This is a genomic window from Qipengyuania sp. ASV99, from assembly GCF_047872805.1.
Taxonomy (GTDB): Bacteria; Pseudomonadota; Alphaproteobacteria; order Sphingomonadales; family Sphingomonadaceae; genus Erythrobacter.
The window spans coordinates 155,183-173,834 of record NZ_JBLQUK010000003.1 but is presented as its reverse complement, the minus strand read 5'-3'; the positions used below and the strand labels follow the sequence as shown (position 1 = coordinate 173,834).

The 18,652-nt window shown below is 60.2% G+C and carries 23 protein-coding genes; 10 read left to right on the top strand and 13 right to left on the bottom strand.

Annotation, left to right across the window (positions count from 1 at the left end):
- Window positions 1-230: 230 nt before the first annotated feature.
- Together ACM64M_RS06250 and ACM64M_RS06245 are read left to right on the top strand one after the other, a co-directional pair.
- Complete coding sequence (locus tag ACM64M_RS06250) at window positions 231-2,129, top strand: DEAD/DEAH box helicase (protein WP_416227868.1); 1,899 nt, start codon at window positions 231-233, stop codon at window positions 2,127-2,129.
- A gap of 89 nt (window positions 2,130-2,218) precedes the next feature.
- Window positions 2,219-3,019, top strand: a complete 801-nt coding sequence (locus ACM64M_RS06245) for a hypothetical protein (protein WP_416227806.1) — start codon at window positions 2,219-2,221, stop codon at window positions 3,017-3,019.
- A gap of 46 nt (window positions 3,020-3,065) precedes the next feature.
- Here the strand turns inward: ACM64M_RS06245 and ACM64M_RS06240 are convergent, their stop codons facing one another.
- Window positions 3,066-3,674: a hypothetical protein gene (locus ACM64M_RS06240; RefSeq protein ID WP_416227805.1), complete on the bottom strand. Its 609-nt coding sequence runs from the start codon at window positions 3,672-3,674 to the stop codon at window positions 3,066-3,068.
- A 299-nt stretch (window positions 3,675-3,973) separates the two neighbouring features.
- On the opposite strand from ACM64M_RS06240, the gene ACM64M_RS06235 reads away from it, so the two are divergent.
- Window positions 3,974-5,170, top strand: coding sequence for a tyrosine-type recombinase/integrase (locus ACM64M_RS06235; RefSeq protein ID WP_416227804.1), 1,197 nt, complete (start codon window positions 3,974-3,976; stop codon window positions 5,168-5,170).
- On the opposite strand, the gene ACM64M_RS06230 is transcribed toward ACM64M_RS06235, so the two are convergent.
- On the bottom strand, window positions 5,145-5,339 hold the full coding sequence (locus ACM64M_RS06230) for a helix-turn-helix domain-containing protein (protein ID WP_416227803.1): 195 nt from the start codon (window positions 5,337-5,339) through the stop codon (window positions 5,145-5,147). The genes ACM64M_RS06235 and ACM64M_RS06230 overlap by 26 nt on opposite strands.
- Window positions 5,336-5,542: a helix-turn-helix transcriptional regulator gene (locus ACM64M_RS06225; protein WP_416227802.1), complete on the bottom strand. Its 207-nt coding sequence runs from the start codon at window positions 5,540-5,542 to the stop codon at window positions 5,336-5,338. Before ACM64M_RS06225 ends, ACM64M_RS06230 begins: the two co-directional genes overlap by 4 nt.
- 484 nt (window positions 5,543-6,026) lie before the next feature.
- On the opposite strand from ACM64M_RS06225, the gene ACM64M_RS06220 reads away from it, so the two are divergent.
- The 6 genes from ACM64M_RS06220 to ACM64M_RS06195 all read left to right on the top strand — a co-directional run bounded on the left by ACM64M_RS06220 (window position 6,027) and on the right by ACM64M_RS06195 (window position 9,312).
- A complete protein-coding gene (locus ACM64M_RS06220; RefSeq protein ID WP_416227801.1) occupies window positions 6,027-6,605 on the top strand; it encodes a MarR family winged helix-turn-helix transcriptional regulator in 579 nt (192 codons plus the stop codon).
- Between the two features lie 69 nt (window positions 6,606-6,674).
- Entirely contained in the window at window positions 6,675-6,920 is a 246-nt protein-coding gene (locus ACM64M_RS06215) for a thioredoxin family protein (RefSeq protein ID WP_416227800.1), read from the top strand.
- Window positions 6,917-7,711 (top strand): hypothetical protein, encoded by a 795-nt coding sequence (locus tag ACM64M_RS06210; protein WP_416227799.1) that lies wholly within the window; start codon window positions 6,917-6,919, stop codon window positions 7,709-7,711. The genes ACM64M_RS06215 and ACM64M_RS06210 overlap by 4 nt, the downstream gene beginning before the upstream one ends.
- 87 nt (window positions 7,712-7,798) lie before the next feature.
- A complete protein-coding gene (locus ACM64M_RS06205) occupies window positions 7,799-8,032 on the top strand; it encodes a hexameric tyrosine-coordinated heme protein (protein WP_416227798.1) in 234 nt (77 codons plus the stop codon).
- Between the two features lie 5 nt (window positions 8,033-8,037).
- The gene (locus ACM64M_RS06200) at window positions 8,038-8,568 is read left to right on the top strand and encodes a peroxiredoxin family protein (protein ID WP_416227797.1); all 531 of its coding nucleotides are present in this window, start codon (window positions 8,038-8,040) and stop codon (window positions 8,566-8,568) included.
- Window positions 8,569-8,625: 57 nt separating this feature from the next.
- Window positions 8,626-9,312 carry a 2OG-Fe dioxygenase family protein gene (locus ACM64M_RS06195; protein WP_416227796.1) on the top strand — a complete coding sequence of 229 codons (687 nt, stop codon included), beginning with the start codon at window positions 8,626-8,628 and terminating at the stop codon, window positions 9,310-9,312.
- Window positions 9,313-9,318: 6 nt separating this feature from the next.
- Here ACM64M_RS06195 and ACM64M_RS06190 read toward each other — a convergent pair whose 3' ends face one another.
- From ACM64M_RS06190 to ACM64M_RS06180, 3 genes are all read right to left on the bottom strand, one after another.
- Window positions 9,319-9,612 (bottom strand): DUF1971 domain-containing protein, encoded by a 294-nt coding sequence (locus ACM64M_RS06190; RefSeq protein ID WP_416227795.1) that lies wholly within the window; start codon window positions 9,610-9,612, stop codon window positions 9,319-9,321.
- The gene (locus tag ACM64M_RS06185; RefSeq protein WP_416227794.1) at window positions 9,612-9,944 is read right to left on the bottom strand and encodes a hypothetical protein; all 333 of its coding nucleotides are present in this window, start codon (window positions 9,942-9,944) and stop codon (window positions 9,612-9,614) included. Before ACM64M_RS06185 ends, ACM64M_RS06190 begins: the two co-directional genes overlap by 1 nt.
- Before the next feature lie 112 nt (window positions 9,945-10,056).
- Entirely contained in the window at window positions 10,057-10,518 is a 462-nt protein-coding gene (locus ACM64M_RS06180) for a group III truncated hemoglobin (RefSeq protein ID WP_416227793.1), read from the bottom strand.
- A gap of 83 nt (window positions 10,519-10,601) precedes the next feature.
- Here ACM64M_RS06180 and ACM64M_RS06175 point away from each other — a divergent pair, with 83 nt between their 5' ends.
- The gene (locus ACM64M_RS06175; protein ID WP_416227792.1) at window positions 10,602-11,054 is read left to right on the top strand and encodes an RrF2 family transcriptional regulator; all 453 of its coding nucleotides are present in this window, start codon (window positions 10,602-10,604) and stop codon (window positions 11,052-11,054) included.
- Window positions 11,055-11,275: 221 nt separating this feature from the next.
- Here ACM64M_RS06175 and ACM64M_RS06170 read toward each other — a convergent pair whose 3' ends face one another.
- The 7 genes from ACM64M_RS06170 to dgcN form a co-directional block, all read right to left on the bottom strand.
- Window positions 11,276-12,484 (bottom strand): pyridoxal phosphate-dependent aminotransferase, encoded by a 1,209-nt coding sequence (locus ACM64M_RS06170; protein WP_416227791.1) that lies wholly within the window; start codon window positions 12,482-12,484, stop codon window positions 11,276-11,278.
- On the bottom strand, window positions 12,481-13,212 hold the full coding sequence (locus ACM64M_RS06165; protein ID WP_416227790.1) for a hypothetical protein: 732 nt from the start codon (window positions 13,210-13,212) through the stop codon (window positions 12,481-12,483). The genes ACM64M_RS06170 and ACM64M_RS06165 overlap by 4 nt, the downstream gene beginning before the upstream one ends.
- Window positions 13,212-13,997, bottom strand: coding sequence for an SDR family oxidoreductase (locus ACM64M_RS06160; protein WP_416227789.1), 786 nt, complete (start codon window positions 13,995-13,997; stop codon window positions 13,212-13,214). Before ACM64M_RS06160 ends, ACM64M_RS06165 begins: the two co-directional genes overlap by 1 nt.
- On the bottom strand, window positions 13,997-14,932 hold the full coding sequence (locus ACM64M_RS06155) for a dihydrodipicolinate synthase family protein (RefSeq protein ID WP_416227788.1): 936 nt from the start codon (window positions 14,930-14,932) through the stop codon (window positions 13,997-13,999). The genes ACM64M_RS06160 and ACM64M_RS06155 overlap by 1 nt, the downstream gene beginning before the upstream one ends.
- Window positions 14,933-15,007: 75 nt before the next feature.
- Window positions 15,008-16,630 carry an N-acyl-D-amino-acid deacylase family protein gene (locus ACM64M_RS06150; protein ID WP_416227787.1) on the bottom strand — a complete coding sequence of 541 codons (1,623 nt, stop codon included), beginning with the start codon at window positions 16,628-16,630 and terminating at the stop codon, window positions 15,008-15,010.
- A complete protein-coding gene (gene dgcA, locus ACM64M_RS06145; RefSeq protein ID WP_416227786.1) occupies window positions 16,627-17,637 on the bottom strand; it encodes an N-acetyl-D-Glu racemase DgcA in 1,011 nt (336 codons plus the stop codon). Before dgcA ends, ACM64M_RS06150 begins: the two co-directional genes overlap by 4 nt.
- Window positions 17,619-18,632 (bottom strand): N-acetyltransferase DgcN, encoded by a 1,014-nt coding sequence (gene dgcN, locus ACM64M_RS06140; RefSeq protein WP_416227785.1) that lies wholly within the window; start codon window positions 18,630-18,632, stop codon window positions 17,619-17,621. Before dgcN ends, dgcA begins: the two co-directional genes overlap by 19 nt.
- Between the last annotated feature and the right edge of the window lie 20 nt (window positions 18,633-18,652).

Genomic DNA, 18,652 nt, shown 5'->3' with positions numbered 1-18,652 from the left:
AGCGCGATAAAGATTGCGCGCTGTCACGCTTGTAAGCTACGGGGCGCGGCAAGGACGGAGCAATCGCTCCGCAAAGGGGAGTTAAACAGACCCCTTCCGCGCGGCCCCAACCGCGCGCAGCAATTCACAAAATTCGCGCGTTGCGGCTGATCCGCGAATATATCAACACCCTTTACGGCCCAGACAAAGATGTTTCGCCGTATCGCCGCGCGACCAATGAAATGCATGACATGACCTTCGCAGACCTCCCCGCCCGGCTCAAAGACGCCCTTGCCCAGCGTGATTATTCGCAGCCCACCGATGTGCAGGCGGCGGTGCTTGAGCCCGCAGCGCTTGGCCGTGATCTGATCGTTTCGGCGCAGACCGGATCGGGCAAGACCGTCGCCTTTGGCCTCGCCATGGCGGCGCAATTGCTGGACGAGGCGGGCGATCTGCGCCGCGCCGACAGCCCGCTTGCGCTGGTGATCGCACCGACGCGCGAACTGGCCTTGCAGGTCAGCCGCGAACTTGCATGGCTGTATGATCTTTCCGGCGCGCGGGTGGCAACCTGTGTTGGCGGCATGAACCCATCGCATGAACGCAAAGTGCTGAGATCGGGCGCGACCATCGTGGTCGGCACACCGGGCCGATTGCGCGATCATCTGGAACGCGGCGCGCTTGACCTGTCGGCGCTGTCCGCGATTGTCCTCGATGAAGCCGATGAGATGCTCGACATGGGCTTCCGCGACGAATTGGAAGCGATCCTAGAAGCCTCACCCGATCAGCGCCGCACCTTGATGTTTTCGGCGACCATGCCCCGCCCGATTGAAGCGCTGGCACAGCGTTATCAGCGCAATGCCCTGCGTATTGCCACGGTCGACAAGGGCCGCAGCCATGAGGACATTTCGTATCAGGCGGTCACCGTTTCTCCGCCAGAAGTCGAAAATGCGGTGGTCAATCTGCTGCGCTTTCACGAAGCCGAGACCGCAATTCTGTTCTGCGCCACCCGCGACAGCGTGCGGCGGCTGCATGCCACCTTGCAGGAACGCGGGTTCAGCGTCGTGGCGCTATCCGGCGAACATTCGCAGCAAGAACGCAATCAGGCGTTGCAAGCGCTCCGCGACCGCCGCGCGCGAGTCTGCGTCGCCACCGATGTCGCCGCGCGCGGGATCGACCTGCCCAGCCTTAGTCTGGTGATCCATGTCGAAATCCCCCGCGATGCCGAAACTTTGCAGCATCGTTCGGGCCGGACGGGTCGCGCGGGCAAGAAAGGCACCGCGATCCTGATCGTGCCCTTCCCGCGCCGCAAACGGGTCGAATCCATGCTGCGCCATGCCAGTATCAACGCATTGTGGACCGATGCGCCCGACCGCGAGGCGATCATGGCGCAGGACCGCGAACGTTTGATGGAAACGCTGATGCAACCGGTCGAGGTGACCGATGCCGACCGCGAACTGGCCGAGCGACTGCTGACCCAGAAAAGCCCGGCAGAGCTGGCCGCCATGCTGGTCCACGCGCATCGTTCCAAAATGCCAGAACCCGAAGACATGATGCCCAACAACCCCGAGGCGCGCCAAGCCGCGCAAAAGGAAAAGCATCGTGCAGGCTTTGAAGACACGGTTTGGTTTCGCATGGACATTGGCCGCCGGCAAAACGCCGATCCGCGCTGGATCTTGCCGCTGCTGTGCCGCCGCGGCCATGTGACCCGCAACGAAATCGGCGCGATCCGGATCGGAGCGGACGAAACCTATTTCCAGATCCCGACCGCCATCGCCGACAAATTTGCAGACGCGACGCAGCGCACTGCTGGCACCGAAAGTGACGAGGAAGCCATCCGCTTTGAAGTGTCCAAAGACGGACCCCGTGTGGCCGCTCGGGCCAATCGCAGGGACGGGGCAGGCAGGGATCGCCCCGCCCACAATCCCGGCGTGAAAGTGCATCCGCGCGGACCCCATGGCAAACCGTCGGGCGAAAGATCGGACAAGCCGCGAGGCCCGAAGCCCGCCGGGAAATTTCCTCCGAAAGCCAAAGCGGACGGCGAAGGCAATGGCGGAGCGGGTGGCAAACCCAAGTTCAAGCCGAAGGACCGCGGCAAACCCGGCTTTCACAAAAAGCCCGGCAAACCGGGACGCGGACCAAAGGCCAATTGATCGGAGGCTCGCCAGCAGAGCCGTGACGCCCAACGGGTAATGATATACACTCCGCTCCGAAATATCGCCGGATGGGGAGGGAATGGATCATGTTCGCCTGGGCTCGCGCGATCATCGGCTGGCTGAAACGGATATTTCCTCAAGCAAATCCAGCGCCGCCATCCGGGCCCGACAATTACCCGGGCGATGATGCAAACACCGAACTGCTGCAGGACATCTATCATGGGCCAAAGCCTGCCCGAAATGGCGGCGTGTCCGGCGACAAGATCGATCTGGCATGGGACCGCAAGCCGGGCCCGGGCGGCGGTTTGTGGACGCGGGCCGAAATCGTCGCGGCCTTGCTCGATCGTTATGCAAAAAAACCGACCGTCGCGGGTAGCTGTAAAGTGTGGTTGTGGAACACCAATCTGACCCCTGCCAGCTGTCTTGCAGCGCTTACCACCCCCAAAGGCTATGCTGACGCCTCAGGCTGGCAGGCCTGGGCGGGGCTGCATCAGGGCAGCTGGTATCAGGATCAGGCCGCGCCATCGCCGGACAATGCGCGCTGGCATGCACCGCGCCAAACAGGAGCGCACCTGCCAGCGGGAACGCCCTATGATTTTCAACTGGTCGATTTTCACGCGCCGTCAGGGGGCGTCACGCGCCGAGGTTGGAACCAGTCGCACAAGGACGTTGGCTATGTCTGGGGCTGGGATCCCAAGGATAATGGACAAACCAATGGCGAAATCGGTGCCCATTTGGGTTTTCCCTTCAGCGAAGACGGCGCGGACGCAATTATCTGGTTTACCAAGCGCGAGGTTTTTCTCGAAGCGGTCAAGACGGTCGATGGCGTCCGTCGCCGGATCAGCGTCGGGCTGCGCGGGGTCGGCCAATGGACCATCACGCCCTAAAAGGTTGATGGTTTCTCTTGCGTCTCGGCGGACTTGCGGATGGCCGTTAGCGGAGCCAGCTTTCCGCAGCATGATGCTGGCTTGAATCCGGGGCCATGCCAAGCCATCCCAGCGTCGCCTTCCGGTTTGCCGGACTGCTGAGGAACTCAGGAAACGACAGCGTTACATGGCTTTGACCGAGCCTGACCAGCGCTGAAAAGGCGGCCGGATACAATGTCTTTGCGCCAAGTTCTCCGTAGATTACGGGCCATTTGCGACGGATCCTGGTGGCCTCGATCTGTTCGAGAGGCCGGGTCACCATGACCCATTTTGCCTCACAGCATTCGGAAACCGGCCTCACCAACAGCGACAGAAGCGGGTGCTTGATGACGATGTGCGTTCGCCCGGCATCGCAGGCGATATGCGATTGTTCCTGCAACCATGGCCCCAACCAAGCGGTGAAATCCCTCACGCTCCCCACCTTGATCAAGGTTCTCTCATCAAAAACGTCCTGACAGCGCGCGCGCAGGGCGGCGGACTCGAGACTTTCCGGGGACTTGTCGTCGTTAATAAGGAAATGCGGGGGACACGGCCATGCCCCCGCCTTGGCGATATATCCCGCCACCGCAGTGGTGCCCGACGACCAGCTTCCAAGCACGCAGATGACCGGCAACATATCAAATTGTCCGCAAAGCCCCGTCAATTCAACAATCCTATCAACCTATGGCAGGATCGACCACCGCAAAGACCAATTCGAACGATCGGTAAACTGGTAGCGGAGGAGGCGCTATAACTTTCGTCTCAGGCAATTTCAGAGCGTCTCCAACTACTCTGTAAAATCAGCGATTTATCTTGTAACGTGTTCGCGGTCGGTCGCCCTGAAACGCCTGAATTCCCGCTTAAATGTGGGAACGATTGTGGGACCAAATACCCCCGTTTTTGGCGGTATGAATCCCTGACAGGGACTCGAACCTGATGGCGCTGACAGTATTGAAAGTGAAGAATGCGAAGCCCGGTCGCCACATCGATGGCAGGGGCTTGTGTCTGGTCGTAAAGCCCAGCGGCGCGCGCACCTGGGTGCTGCGTATGCAGTTGAAAGGCCATCGCCGCGACTATGGGCTGGGATCGGCGCATGACGTTTCGCTATCCGATGCCAGAACAGCGGCAGCAGAATTGCGCCGCCGAGTTCGTGAAGGCTTCGATCCTGTCGCCGAACGGCGAAAGGCGCGCAAGGTCATTCCGACCTTTGAGGCCGCAACCCGCACATGCCATGAGACCTTGGGCGACGGGTGGAAGGATGGCCATCATGCCCGGTGGCTGTCTGGTTTCGAGCGGCACCTCTTTCCGCGCATCGGCGAAAAGCCGGTCGACAAGGTGGACAGCGCCTGCGTCGTCGAGGCGCTTTCACCGATATGGCTGGAGATACCGGAAACAGCGCGGCGCTTGCTCCAGCGCATCGGCGTAGTGCTCGATTTCGCGCATGTGAAAGGCTGGGTGCCGGAAGAGGTCTCGTTGCGGTCGGTGCGCAAAGGCCTGCCACGTCAGAACGACAAGCGCGGGCACATGGAGGCCATGCCCTATGCCGACGTTCCGGCGCTGATGCAGAAGCTTGCCAGCGCCGCCCCGACGACCGGACGCGACGCCTTGCGCTTCACGATCTACAACGCCGTCCGGTCCAACGAGACGCGCCTTGCGGTATGGACCGAGTTCGATCTCGAGAACACGGTATGGACCATTCCGGCTGAACGGATGAAGGCAGGCGAAACCCATGTGGTGCCGCTTTCGGCACCGGTTGTGGCACTGCTGCGCAAACGCTGGGCTGAGCGGACCAGCGATACAGGCTTGGTCTTTTCCAACGATGGCAAGAAGCCGATCAGCGACATGACCATGACCAAGCTGCTGCGCGACGATGGTTTCGCCAGCATCACAGTGCACGGCTTCCGATCCACCTTCACAGACTGGGCCGCCGAATGCACCGACTTTCCCAAGGAAGTTGCCGACAAGGCTCTCGCCCACAAGCTGCCAAACAAGGTCGAAGCCGCCTACCGCCGAACCGATTTCTTCGAGAAGCGCCGAACCCTGATGAAGCAGTGGGCAGACTATCTGGGCAATCGCACCCCAGCAGCGAACAAGGCGGCAGCCGAGCCTACTTCGGCTCGCGCTGCCGCATGACCAGTTCGTGCAGACTGGCAGTGGTGATACGGGTCGATTTGCCGAGCTTGACGACCTCAATCTCGCCCGACGCAATCAGTTCGTAGAGCTTGGTGCGGCCGACGCCGATCATGCGCGCAGCGTCATTGACCTTCACGCAGATCGGCTCGACCGGAGGCGGCGCTATCACTGCGCAGCGCTCTCATTCCGATACGACACCGGATCGTCGATCCAGCGGTTCACGGCGGATTCCCGCCAGCCCGCGCCGTGGACGCTAATCTTCACCTGGGACGGGAAAGTCCCCTCTGCGATCTTGCGATACATGGTGGAGCGGGACAGGCCGGTGCGGGCGAGAACGGTCTTGAGGCGGATTATCTTGTCAGAGTAGGACATGGGACTTGCTTCCATTCATTGGTAGTTACTGATGCCCCCTGATCCAAGAATTTCGTCATGAGGCATCCAGCGCAACAGAATTCGCAGTCCCTGATCCGGTCAGCGTAGATACGGATAGAATAACTTGCAGAAGGATAGGCACGGATACGGAAGAGTAGAGAAGACGGCGGACGCAAACACGGGGCGCTTTGAGGTGGCATTTCTGTCAGGTGACCAAGGCAACCACGGAGGCTCGTCGGGAAATATGCGCACCAGCGGCGGATATTTGCGCCATACGTGACGATGTCTGCGCACGAATCGGAGCCCTTTGATCCATGCGAAGTAGAGCAGCATCGACTCACAGAATTTCGTGCGGGCAGTGCGCATTTCTTGCTGTCAGTGGCGCTCTACCGATCCAACCGCAGGGGCATGGCGCCCCCCTCTAAGCCACAGCCCTTGTCGCAATGGTCTTGACACCGGAGTCCATTTGATTAGGACTCCTAACATGATTCGCGACCAGCTCATCTATGGCCTCAGCCGTCTGGCCGCCCTGGCTCGCCAGAAAGACTGGCAGACCGGTGAAGGCGCTGGACTGACTCCCACCCAGGGGGATGTGCTAAGGCTGCTGGCCGGCCGTCCGGAGGGTTTGCGCCTGAAGGACCTTGCCGCACAGCTCAGTGTGCGCTCGTCAACCGCCAGCGATGCTGTCTCGGCTCTCGCCAGCAAACACCTTGTGGAACGCAGGCCCGACCCTGATCATGGCCGGGCAATCCGGGTGTCCCTGTCTCTGGAGGGCCGCGCCCTGCTTGGCCAGCTTCCGGACGGATTTGAAGACATTGTCAGTCTGCTGAGCGACGGCAATGCCGAAAGCTTGCATAGCATAGTCGTGCGAACCATCGCGCAACTGCAACGTTCCGGGCGCATTGCACCCCAACGTATGTGCCTGACCTGCCGTTATTTTGTGTCCGATACGAGTACGACCGAGTCAGGCGAGCATTATTGCCGATTGATCAAGGCTCCGCTTCGCCAATTCGATCTGCGCCTCAATTGTCCTGAGCACGAGGAGGCCTCCTCCTCAGCCTAGATGCCCTTGTGTCGCACCGGGGTAACGCGCACGGCATCTTCTGTGCCTTTGAATGTTAGGAGTCCTATTATGAAGTCCAAGGCCATTTTCTATCACGCCGGTTGCGGCGTCTGCGTCGCTGCCGAACAGGCATTGGGGCAGGCGCTCGATCCGGCGCGCTACGACGTCGAAATCGTCGACTTCAATTCCGCACCGGACCGGGTCGGCGAAGCTGCAGCTGCCGGTGTGCAATCTGTTCCGGCCTATGTCATCGACGGCCAAGCGTTCCACATCAATTTCGGTGCCTCGATGGCGGCGGTCAAGGGAGAGGAATGATGCGCGCTCCTGCCATAGTCGCGGCCGCGCTGGCCCTGGCCGCACCGGCGGTGCAGGCACACGATGGTAGCGCCCATTCCCAGGACCCGTCTAGCGAGCGAATTGCGGCCTCGCACGAACATACCGGCGGTATCCGTCCCGCAGCGGATACTGCCGTGCAGGCACCCTTCGATATCGTCCACGCGAAAATCAGGACGGAGGGCAATGTGGCCATATTCCACATGGCTGTTTCCGGAAGAGCGGGCGTTACGCGCCCCAACGCAACTGGTCGGTTCGAGGGATCGAGCGTCTTCGCCTACGTCTGGCCGACAACGATCGACCCCTACGAGGTCGGTTTCGAGCGCGGCGCTGGCATTCTTGCGCTCGCGGTTACCTCCCATCCCAATTTCGACGACACACCGCTGTTCGATGAGACCAGGGATGGCAACCTCGCCAATGATGGCGGTGAGTGGCATATGCACTGGGTGGTGCTCGGGCCGGACGAGGCCTGCGGTGCCAACGGTCTCAAGGTGCAGGATATTCCCGCAGGGACCAGCCCAAGGCTGCCGATGACCTGGCCAGGGGCGCCGATCCTGCTCGACAGTCCCGGTTGGCAGCCCAATCTGACTCAGGAGACGGTTGAAGTCAGAGTGCCCTTCGGTAACATCTCCATCGTCCAGACCGCCGGGTTTGACGGTGTGACGGCCGGATTGCGCATCAACGAAAGCGCACATTCACCGCTGCTGTGCGTGGCCAAAGTGTTCAAGGTTGCCTCAGGCGATCTGAGCCTGCCCGGCAGGGTCAACCAATAGAAGTCCCTGATGGAAACCAGAGCCAGGCAGGCTCTGTCGGCGGGTCCGGCTTAGGCCGGACCCGAACCAGACTGCGGAGGCCCAACGATGCGAACACCGGCTGACATCGCGTCACTCCTGACGGCTAACCCGGACGAAGGCTTTGCCCTCGCCATCAAATTGTCGTGCCTTGCGGTAAAGCTGACGCAGCCCAATGCGGAAATCCGCGCCAGCTTACGCAGCGCGTATGAGCAGGACGCAATGGCGCTCGTCGCTGTTTCCCACGTCGTTGCAACGCATTTTGCCACGATTGCCGCAGCCAATGACTACTGGAAAGGGTGAAGATCATGAATGTCGAACCGGCCCAGCCTTGGGCGACTAACCGCTGGTTCAACGGCGAGCCGCTGACCCTGGAGGATTTGCGCGGACGCGTCATCGTCCTCGGTACGTTTCAGATGCTGTGCCCGGGCTGCGTTGCCAACGGCCTGCCGCAGCTCCAGCGGATCGAGCAGACGTTCAATGGTAGCGATGTCGCGGTTATCGGCCTGCACACCGTGTTCGAGCATCATGCAGCGATGACCCCGACGTCGCTCGAAGCCTTTCTGCTAGAGTACAGGATTGGCTTTCCGGTCGGGGTCGATGCGCATGACAACCCGGCCGGCGCGCCCATCACCATGACGCGTTATGAATTGCGCGGCACCCCGTCGCTGGTACTGATCGATCGCGCTGGCATAATCCGCTTTCGCGGGTTTGGTCACGAACCCGAACTGGCCCTGGGTGCCCGCATTGCGCAGTTGATTGCGCAGCCGGATATCGGCGTTACCACTGCGGCAGGATCCGGCGCGGCAGTCTGCGTGCCCGGTAAGGGATGCGATTAACGCCTGGATACTTTGTCATCGCCAGGTTCGACCACTTTGACTGACAATTTGCGTGACATGGTTGCCCGTGTCCGATCGTCCGGCTGGGCTTCCGCCGCGCAGAAGGCGACGCGCCAACTGCTCGGACCGTTCGATCAAGAAGCCTGGTCCAGATTTGCAGAGAGTTGGGATCGGCTGGAATCGGACACCTATATGGCTGACGGTGGACGCTACCGCCGTCGGCGTCACGCGGTCCTGCGTTTTTCCGAAGGCCGTCTGGTTCCGCTTGCCCCGCAGGCGCATTTTCAAAGCCGAGACCACAATCGGCTCAACGGCGGGATAGCGCGCTGGTTTGCTCAGGTGGAGCAGGCCACGCTTGAAAATCCAGTCTTTGCCGACCTGCTCAACCTCTGCCTTGCTGTCTTCGAAATGGGTACTACGGCTCTCAAAATCGAGGTGCATCAGTTCCGCATAGAGGCTGGCTTGTCCGCCGGAAATCCGACACCGGAGGGCATGCACCGTGACGGGGTTGATTGGGTCGGAATTTTCCTTATCGAGCGCAAGAACGTCGAGGCCGGAACTACGCAAATCTGCGTCGATGGCCTGGCTGATCCGGCTGAGTTCACTCTGGTCGAGCCGCTCGATGCAGTATTCATCAATGACATCCGCGTCTTGCATGGCGTCACGCCAATCACGGCGCAAGACGCGAAATCGACAGGTCACCGCGATGTGTTGGTTCTGACCTTCCGGACAGTGGCAGTATAGTTTCGCTCAAACGCGGTGGAAGGCTATCGACAACCGCACAGGGCCTACGAGTTCCAGACGATGCTGCTCACGCGACGGAACGACAAACTCGTCGCCCGCGACAAGTTTGCAGCGATCGCACTCCTTGTCGTCCCAAACAAACATGATCGTACCTGCCTCGACAGTAAGCGTAGCCCAAACCGCCGCTTTGAGGCGGTGCTCTGCCAGCAGGCCGCGCGGTATCGATCCCTCATCGTAAGGGCCGAGACGGCGATAGCAGCTGGCGCCGGGCGTCAGGCTGAAGCGAGGGTCCGCATTCATCACATGACCGTGGCGCGGATGATCACGACCGCAAAGCCTAACAGCGCCAGACATATCGGGATAACAAGCACCTGTCCAAACACGGCCTTCATCGACATTGGCCCGGTGTAGGTCTGAAGTGGTGCCACGCCGCGTGCGAAATCCGACCTACGCCTGGCCGGCCTGAGGCCCACCAGAATGCTGGCGGCTGCAAAATACATGACGGTGTATCCAATGCTGACGATGATCGCGAAGAGTGCATGCAGGTCATTGCCAGTTGCAAGGATCATACACACGAAGAAGACCCCATATCCGGCAAACATCACAGCCCAAATCGAGGCCGGAAACTCCATGTCGGAATGTTCCGGCTGGGCCGGGCCGGAGGGCTCGGAGGAAGTGTTCGAGCAGTCCAGTGGTTGCTAAGCCGCGCCCGGGCCCTCTGAGAGCGCGGCAACGCTGTTTTCGTCAAGTATCGGTCAATCCCTTCATGGCTTTGATGTCGCGCCGCCCATCGCGGTGAATGCGAATGCCGGTCAGCAGACTGTCGGCGATCATTCGCGCCCGGCTGCCAATGAGGTTGCTGGCGGATTCGTCGCGTTCGATCTCGAGCAGGGTCTGATTGAACAGCGCAAGCCAGTGCTCGAACTCCGCGCTCTCGATGCCGGGGATCGCGATGTGTTTGAGCATCGGGTTGCCGGAAAATTCACCGCTTTGATGCAAAACCGAACGCCAGAAGGCCTTCATCCGTGCAAGATGATCCGGCCAGTTCGCAATCCGCGCAGCAAAGATTGGCCCGAGAAGTTCGTCATCGCGAACCTTGCCATAGAAGCGCTCGACCAACCCATCGATGAAGTCGCTATCGATCCCCATCGCTTCCGCCGAGCGGAGCCGCTCTGCGCGCACGGACTTTGCGTGATTGACTGACATTCTGCAGGTCCCGACTAAAAAGGGTAATTAATATACCACTAATATACAGTTGCGGTTTAAGCAGCATCCAATATACCACTTTTATGAGACTGAGCCTGCACACCGACTACGCGCTGCGCGTGCTGATGTACCTGGCGACGACCGATGAGCTTGCTTCAGTCGACCGTATCGCGGACGCCTTCGGCATTTCCCGAAACCATTTGATGAAGGTCGCAAGGAACCTCGCGGATTGCGGCTATATCGAAGCCAAGCGTGGTCGCGGCGGCGGACTGGCGCTCGCAATGCCGAAAAACGAGATCAGTGTGGGGCAAGTCGTGCGCTCGATGGAATCGCTGTCCGGTTTCGTCGAATGCTTTACCCCCGAGACCAACAGTTGCCCAATCGCTGGGGCGTGCGGCCTGCAGGGTGCACTCAGCCTCGCGGTCGGCGATTTCCTGAAACGTCTGGATGGATATAGCCTGCAGGATCTGGTGCCCGATCGAAATCGCTTCGAGGCAAGATTGCGCGGAATGTCCAGTCAAGGTTCAGAGCCCTGACCGCAGTATTTCGATCAGGCTAAGGACCAGCGCGTAGGGCGGCAAGAAGTGTAACTTGGCCTCGTCCTTGCGGACAATTGGGAGCGCGCGGCGGGAGAAGTCCGCGCTAAATGGGGCAGATTCCGCCGTTCACGCAAGTCCACCGGTTTGTATCTTGCGATGCTCGGCAGGCCCTCTGATCAAGCCAGATGACGATATCGAAAAAAGCACCGGCGGGAGTTCTATTGCAAGCGACTGCAGAACCCGATGATGCGTGCACAAGCTTCTTCCAGAGTTGCATCATCAAGGGCGTAGGAAATGCGGAAATGCGGCGACAATCCAAAGGCCGCTCCGTGAACCGCTGCCACTCCTTCGTGCTTCAGCAGCTGCACGACAAAATCTTCGTCGGATTGGATCAATTGCCCATCAGCCCTGCGCTTACCCAAGACGCCGCTGCAAGAAGGGAAAAGATAGAAAGCTCCCTGCGGAAGGTCACACGAAATGCCCGGGGCCTCGGCCAGAGCGGCAAACACAAGATCCCGGCGGCGCTGAAAGATAACAGTTTGTTCGGCCAGAAAATCCTGCGGCCCGTCCAGTGCGGCGATAGCTGCCCATTGCGCGATTGTGCAGGCATTGGTGGTGGACTGCCCCATCACCTTGGCCATTTGCCGGATCAGACCTTCGGGGCCGCCACCAAAGCCGATGCGCCAGCCGGTCATGGCATACCCCTTGGACACACCATTAACCGTGAGCGTGCGATCACGCAGGCGCGGTTCGACCTGCGCAATGGTGAAAAAACGCAGGCCGTCAAACAACAGATGTTCGTAGATATCGTCCGACAGGATCCAGACGTGGGGATGCCGAAGCAACACGTCTGCCAGCGCTCGCAATTCTTCTTCGCTGTAACATGCACCCGTGGGATTGCCCGGCGAATTAAGGATTAGCCAGCGCGTCCGTTCGGTAATCGCCGATTCCAACCCTGCCGCATCCAGTTTCAATCCCGTAGCCGTGCTGGTCGGGACGATCACGGGACTGCCCCCGGCGAGGCACACCATATCGGGATACGACACCCAATATGGTGCCGGAATGATCACTTCATCGCCAGCCGAGATTGTTGCCACCAGCGCGTTATAGATAACCGTCTTCGCACCCGGAGACACGTTGATCTCACTCGGCGCGTAGGCAAGGCCATTGTCACGTGAAAACTTCTTGCACACTGCTTCCTTGAGCTGCGGCAGGCCATCGACATCGGTGTAGCGCGTGTGCCCTGCCTCGATTGCAGCAATGGCAGCGCTGCGGATATGTGCCGGCGTGTCAGCATCTGGCTCCCCCACACCCAGATTGATGATGTCACGTCCTTCACGGGCCAGCGCCCGCGCCTGCGCAGAAACGGCGATGGTCGCAGAAGGCGCAACGCGGCGCAACGCGGCTGAAACTGGCACTTCGATCATGAGCCCTGTCCCGATTTGGTTTCTGCCTGATAGCGCGTGCGCGTATCGGCATTCGGTGGATAGAGGCCGGACAAAGCTGATCCTTTGGCCACCTCCTTGACGACCCATTCCTCAAAGGCTTCCTGTTCAAGCGCTTCGGCAGCCACTTCTGCGGCCAGAGCGGCGGGAACAACCACAACGCCATCATCATCGCCAACGATCATGTCGCCCGGAAACACCGCTACTCCGCCACACCCGATCGGCTCCTGCCAGCCAGCAAACACGAAACTTGATACCGAAGGCGGCGCTGCGACCCCGGCTGCCCAGACGGGCAATCCGGTGTCCTTTACCCCCGCAAAATCACGAATGGCCCCGTCAGTGACGAGCCCCTGCGCGCCGCGCACAGCCATTCGCAGGCTCAGGATATCGCCAAAAATGCCTGCATCGGCGACGCCATTGGCTGCCGATGCCACAGCCACCACTCCGGCAGGCATCGCCTCGATTGCAGCGCGGGTCGAAACCGGCGAAGCCCATGCAGCGGGGGTGGCGAGATCCTCGCGCTGCGGAATGAAGCGCAAGGTAAACGCTGGCCCGACAATGCGGTGCTTTTCCGTTCCGGTGATCCGGCTGGCGGTGCGAATCCACACATTGCGCAGCCCCCGCGCAACCAGCACCGTCGTCAACGTGGCGGTTGAAACCTTGCGCAGCGCTGCGACTATGTCCTGTTGGCCTGCTTCCTCACCCGTCATCAGATTGATCCCAGCAAACCGCCATCCACCCTGTGGATGGACCCGGTGATGTAAGATGCCGGACGTCCGGCTAAAAACGCCACCATCGCGCTAAACTCTTCAGGACGACCATAGCGCCCTGCCGGAATGGTTAACCGGCTGGCGGCGGAAACTTCCTCGACTGTGCGCGATTCGCGTCCGGCACGCGCTGCATCGAGTGCGCGAACACGGTCGGTATCGATCCGTCCGGGAGCCACGACATTGACGGTCACGCCCTCGCCTGCAACTTCTGCAGCAAGGGTCTTTGACCAGCCAACCAGGCTGAGCCGCAAGGCATTGGACAAGGCCAGATTGGGCAAAGGTGCGATTACACCCGATGACGCGGTGGTGATGACCCGGCCCCATTGCGCTCGTCGCATGGCGGGCAACACCCGATCAGTAATGCCGATCACGCTGAGGACCATGGCATTGAACTGGCTCGCCCACAATTCTGCCGCCGCTCCGACAGCCGCATGGGGCGGCGGACCGCCGGTATTGTTGACCAGGATTTCGCACGGACCAAACTCGTCTTCGATCTTGCTGATGCGGTCGTCGATAATAGCCAGATCACTCAGATCCCAGACCAGCGGGAGCGCGCGCCCGCCCGCATTTTCTATCAATTTGGCAGTTTCCTCCAACGCATCGGCCCTGCGCGCTGCAATCGCGACATTTACCCCTTCTGCCGCCAGCGCGACCGCGATTGCGCGGCCCAATCCGCCGCTTGCCCCGGTCACCAGTGCCGTTTTGCCTGCAATTGCCAGATCCATCACGCCGCTCCCATCTGCGCGCGGCTGTCCTTGGCGGCGAGCCGTTCGAGCAGGAAGTCCACTTCGGCTTTTGCCGCAGCACTAAGCACCGAACGCGGGGCGCGTTGATGATCGGAGGCAAGAATACCGCGCCGCTTCAGGATATATTTGCGCACCGCAAGACCTACTCCTTGTTGATGCTCATAGCGGAGCAGAGGCAAATGACTGTCAAACAGATCATGCGCTGCTGTCCTGTCCCCGGCGGCGGCCAGCTTCACCAATTCCACCAGCATGTCGGGAAAGGCATAGCCGGTCATGGCCCCATCAGCCCCGCGCTCGGTTTCAAAATCAAGAAACAGTCCGCCATTACCGCACAGGATCGAGATGTGTCGCATTTCGCCCTTTTGTTCCAGTTCACGCAGTTTGGAGATTTTTTCAAGGCCCGGCCAATCCTCGTGCTTGAGCATGATACAGCCAGGATTGTCGGCCACGATCTTGGCAATGGTTGCCACGCTTGAGGTGACGCCGGTGACCATCGGATAATCCTGAATCACGAACGGTGTATCATGTCCAAGAGCAGCGGCCGCCTGGGCAAAGTATCCGGCAATCTGTTCATCAATCTTCAGCCCGCCAGCAGGCGCAACCATGACGCCGGCCGCCCCTGCATCCATGGCCGCGCGGCCAAGATTGCTCATCGCCGCAAACCCCGGAGCAGAAACACCGACGATGATCGGTAGCGGGCTGCGGCCCAGCACATGGCGGGCAATTTCGAGCGCTTCATCACCGCCCAGCTTGGGAGCTTCTCCCAAGACGCCAAGGATGGTGATGCCATCCGCGCCGCATTCCTCGTAAAAATCGCACAGCCGGTCAAGTGAATGAAAATCTATCCGCCCGTCATCGTCAAAGGGTGTGGGGGCAATGGCGTAGAGCCCATTGGCAGACGCATCTAAAAGCATGGTAACCTCGCTAAATCGGGAAATCGGTTAATGGGATTGCTCAAAAGTCGGGCTTCAGGGTGATAGGTCCCTGATTTACGATGGACATTGCCAGCCAGCGGCGCGCGGCTTGAGCAGCGCAGAGCCGGGCAAGGCACTCGTGGGATTGCCCGCCTCGACAACCGGCGTGCCATTGACGAACAGGAACTGCACGCCTTGGGATAGCAGCGTCGGGTTGGCAAAATCGGCGTTTTCGCGGAAATTGCGCGGATCGAACACCAGCACGTCGGCAAAAGCTCCCCGGCGCAGATAGCCGCGATCAGTCAAACCATAGATGTCGGCGGTCAACCCGGTGCTGCGGTGGATGAATTGCTGCGCTGTCAGCACTTCCCGCTTGCGCACCAGAGCGCGCCAGCGCAGCGGCATGCTGCCGAATTTGCGCGGATGGCCTGTCGATGCGTCGGAGCTGGAGATGACCCATTCCTGCCGTGCAAAGTTTTCCATATCCGACGTGGTCATATTGAAGGAGGCAATCCGCGCATCGCCTTCATCGCGCACCACCCGCATACCGGCCTCAACCGGGGTAACACCCCATTGCTGCGCCAGCGCCCCCAGCGTGATCCCGCTATGCGGCCCGCTGGTCAGCAGGATCGATTCCGGGCCTCCCCTGCGGCGGATATTGTCGGCCATTTCGCGCTCAAGCCGGTCTTGCAGCGAGGGATCACCCAAGCGGCTAACCACCTCACTCATCCCACCGTCCATCGCCCAGCGCGGGACCAGCGCATTGCTCACGCGCGTTCCCGAAGCAATCCAAGGGTATTGGTCGGCGGTCACGTTCTGACCGCGAGCACGCGCGGCATTAATGATGCCGATCACTTCGGTGCTCTTGCCATGAACATCGACGCCTTGCGCCTTGATATGGGCAATATGCACCGGAATGCTCGCCCGCAAGCCGATCTCAAGCGCTTCATTGACCGCCGCGATCAGGCCGATATTGTCAGAGCTTTCATCGCGTAAGTGGGTGTCATAGATGCCACCACGCCATCCAGCCTCTTCAGCCAACGCAATCACTTCGTTCGTCGTCGCATAACTTTGCGGAGCATAGTAAAGCCCCGCCGACAATCCGAGGGCACCTTCGCACATCGCGCCACCAACCATGTTGCGCATTGCCGCAAGCTCGTCTGGCGATGCTGCACGCGCGGTTTCGCCGATCACCCGTTTGCGCACTTCGCCAAAGCCGACAAACTGAGCGACATTGACCGCCGCCGGGGCTGTCCGCAGCCGCGCCGCCATCGCCGAAATATCCGGTGTCCCGCCCCCGTCATTGCCAATGAAGATGGTCGAGACACCTTGCAATGTATGATTGGGAACGCGCCGCTCAGCCGCATCTTGCGATGTCAACTCGGCTTCCGAATGGGTGTGCACATCAATCAGGCCAGGCGAAACGACCATCCCTGTGGCATCAATTGTGCGCTTCGCCGTGATGCCTTCGGCCTTGGCATCGCCGACAAAAATGATCCGATCCCCGGTCAAGGCCACATCTGCCCAGATCCCCGGCTTGTCCTCGCCAGTATAAACCAGCCCATTGGCAATCAGGACTTCGGCATCTTGCGATGGATTGGCATGAGCTGCCATCGTTAGCGAGCCAGACAATGCCAGCGCGAGCGCCAGTGCACTGCTTTGCCAGCACACGATCCGTGCTCTGATAGGTTTGGTCATTCCGCTTCCCCTTTCATTCCCAAATCGCCCCAAAAGCCGGGACGCGGTGGCAAGATCATGCCATTTTCAAACCGGCAGCCGCCGTCCCGATCCTGTGCCAGCCACCAAGGTCCGTCGAGATCAGCAAAGTCGCTGGCGCTGGCGATAAACAGCGCCGGTGCAATCGAAAGGGAACTGCAGATCATGCAGCCCGTCATGACCTGAAACCCGCCTGCTCGTGCCGCAGCCTGAAGCCGCAGCGCCTCGGTCAGCCCGCCGGTCTTATCCAGCTTGATATTGACCACGGAATATTTGTCGCCAATTGCATCCAGATCGTCCGTGGTATGAACCGCTTCATCCGCGCAGATTGGCGCAGGATAATCGAGGTCGCGCAAATCTTCATCGGCATCAGCGGGCAGCGGTTGCTCAACCATCATCACCCGATAGCGCGCAACAACCGATTCCATCTGCCGCAATGTGGCGATATTCCAGCTTTCATTCGGGTCGATGATGAACTGCGAGCCTTGGGCTGCCTCGGCAACCGCTTCGAACCTCGCTGGAGCATCATCGGCATCCAGCTTGACCTTGATAATCGGTGATCCGGCTGCTTGTTGCGCCGCAGCCCGCATCGCGCCCACGCTATCGAGGCCGATCGTGATCGCCGCAGCCAGCGAAGCGGGATGCTCCCGCCCAAGCCGCTCTGCCACAGTCTGTCCGGTTCGCCGTGCAAGCAAATCCCAAATAGCGCAATCAAGCGCGTTGCGGGCAGCACCAGCTGGCAAGTAGCCTGCCAGATTATCGAACGGTTCCCCCGCAGCAATCCGTGCCTCCAACGGCTGTAATTGCGCGATCACGTTGGCACAGCTTTCGCCATAACGGGGATAGGGGACACACTCTCCGCGCCCAACGAGACCTTCCTCGTGCAATTCGACTACGACCACCTCAGTGGCGGTTTTGACGCCCCTTGATATGCGGAATGGAGTCCGCAGCGGCAGGCTCTCGGGCTTGATTATGAGGGTTCGAAGCATGCGATCAGATTGTCCACAATTTGGCCAACACCGTCGATGAGAGGGTCCTGGCAAGGCAATCCCAGCGTATCAGACAGATTCTCGCAAAATGCCCGGCGCTCGCGTGGGTCAAGTCTGGAGGTGTTCACACTCACGCCGATGGCGCGGACCGTCGGATTGGTAAGACGCGCGGCAGCAAGATTGGCATCAATGCATTCGGCGAATCCTGGCAATGGGCGACCTTCAAGACCGCGAATATGCGGCCTGCCAGCTTCATGACACAGCACCAGAGCGTGCGGCTGAGCGCCGTGTAGCAAACCCAGCGACACGCCGGCATAGGATGGATGGAAGAGCGACCCCTGCCCCTCGATAATATCCCAGCCGGGGACATTCCGCGCAGGGGCAAGCTGTTCTACTGCGCCTGAGATAAAATCAGCGACCACTGCATCAATTGCTATGCCGTTTCCTGAAATCAGAACGCCGGTCTGCCCGGTTGCCTTGAAGTCAGCAGGGATACTGCGTGCCCGCATTTCTTGCTCAAGCGCCAGACTGGTATACATTTTCCCGACCGAACAATCTGTTCCGACGGTCAGCAGACGAAGCCCCGCCCGCGGCTTGCCCGTGCCTACTTTCAGCCCCTCTGGCGCATCACGGACATCGTGCAATGTTCGGCCCAACCGCTGGGCCGTGTCCTGGATCGCGGCAACATCCTTAAGCCGCTGATGCAAACCTGATGCGACATCAAGACCCGCTTCCAACGCGGCAATGATCTCAGGATGCGCGCTTGTTCGCAACACACCTCCCGCATTGGCATCGCCGATCACCATGATCTTCGCACCGGCGGCAGCTGCCTCGGCATAGGTAAGATCAGCCAAGCCAAGGTCGATTTCACAGCCGGGCAAGCGCCGCTGACCAATACAAGCGTCCGGGCGCCACTGCGCGATCCCGCGCGCTGTCTTTACCGATATAGGATCAGCGGCTTCGCCAAGATAAAGCAGATATGGACCCGAGATCAAAGCATCCTCCAGTAGCTCAG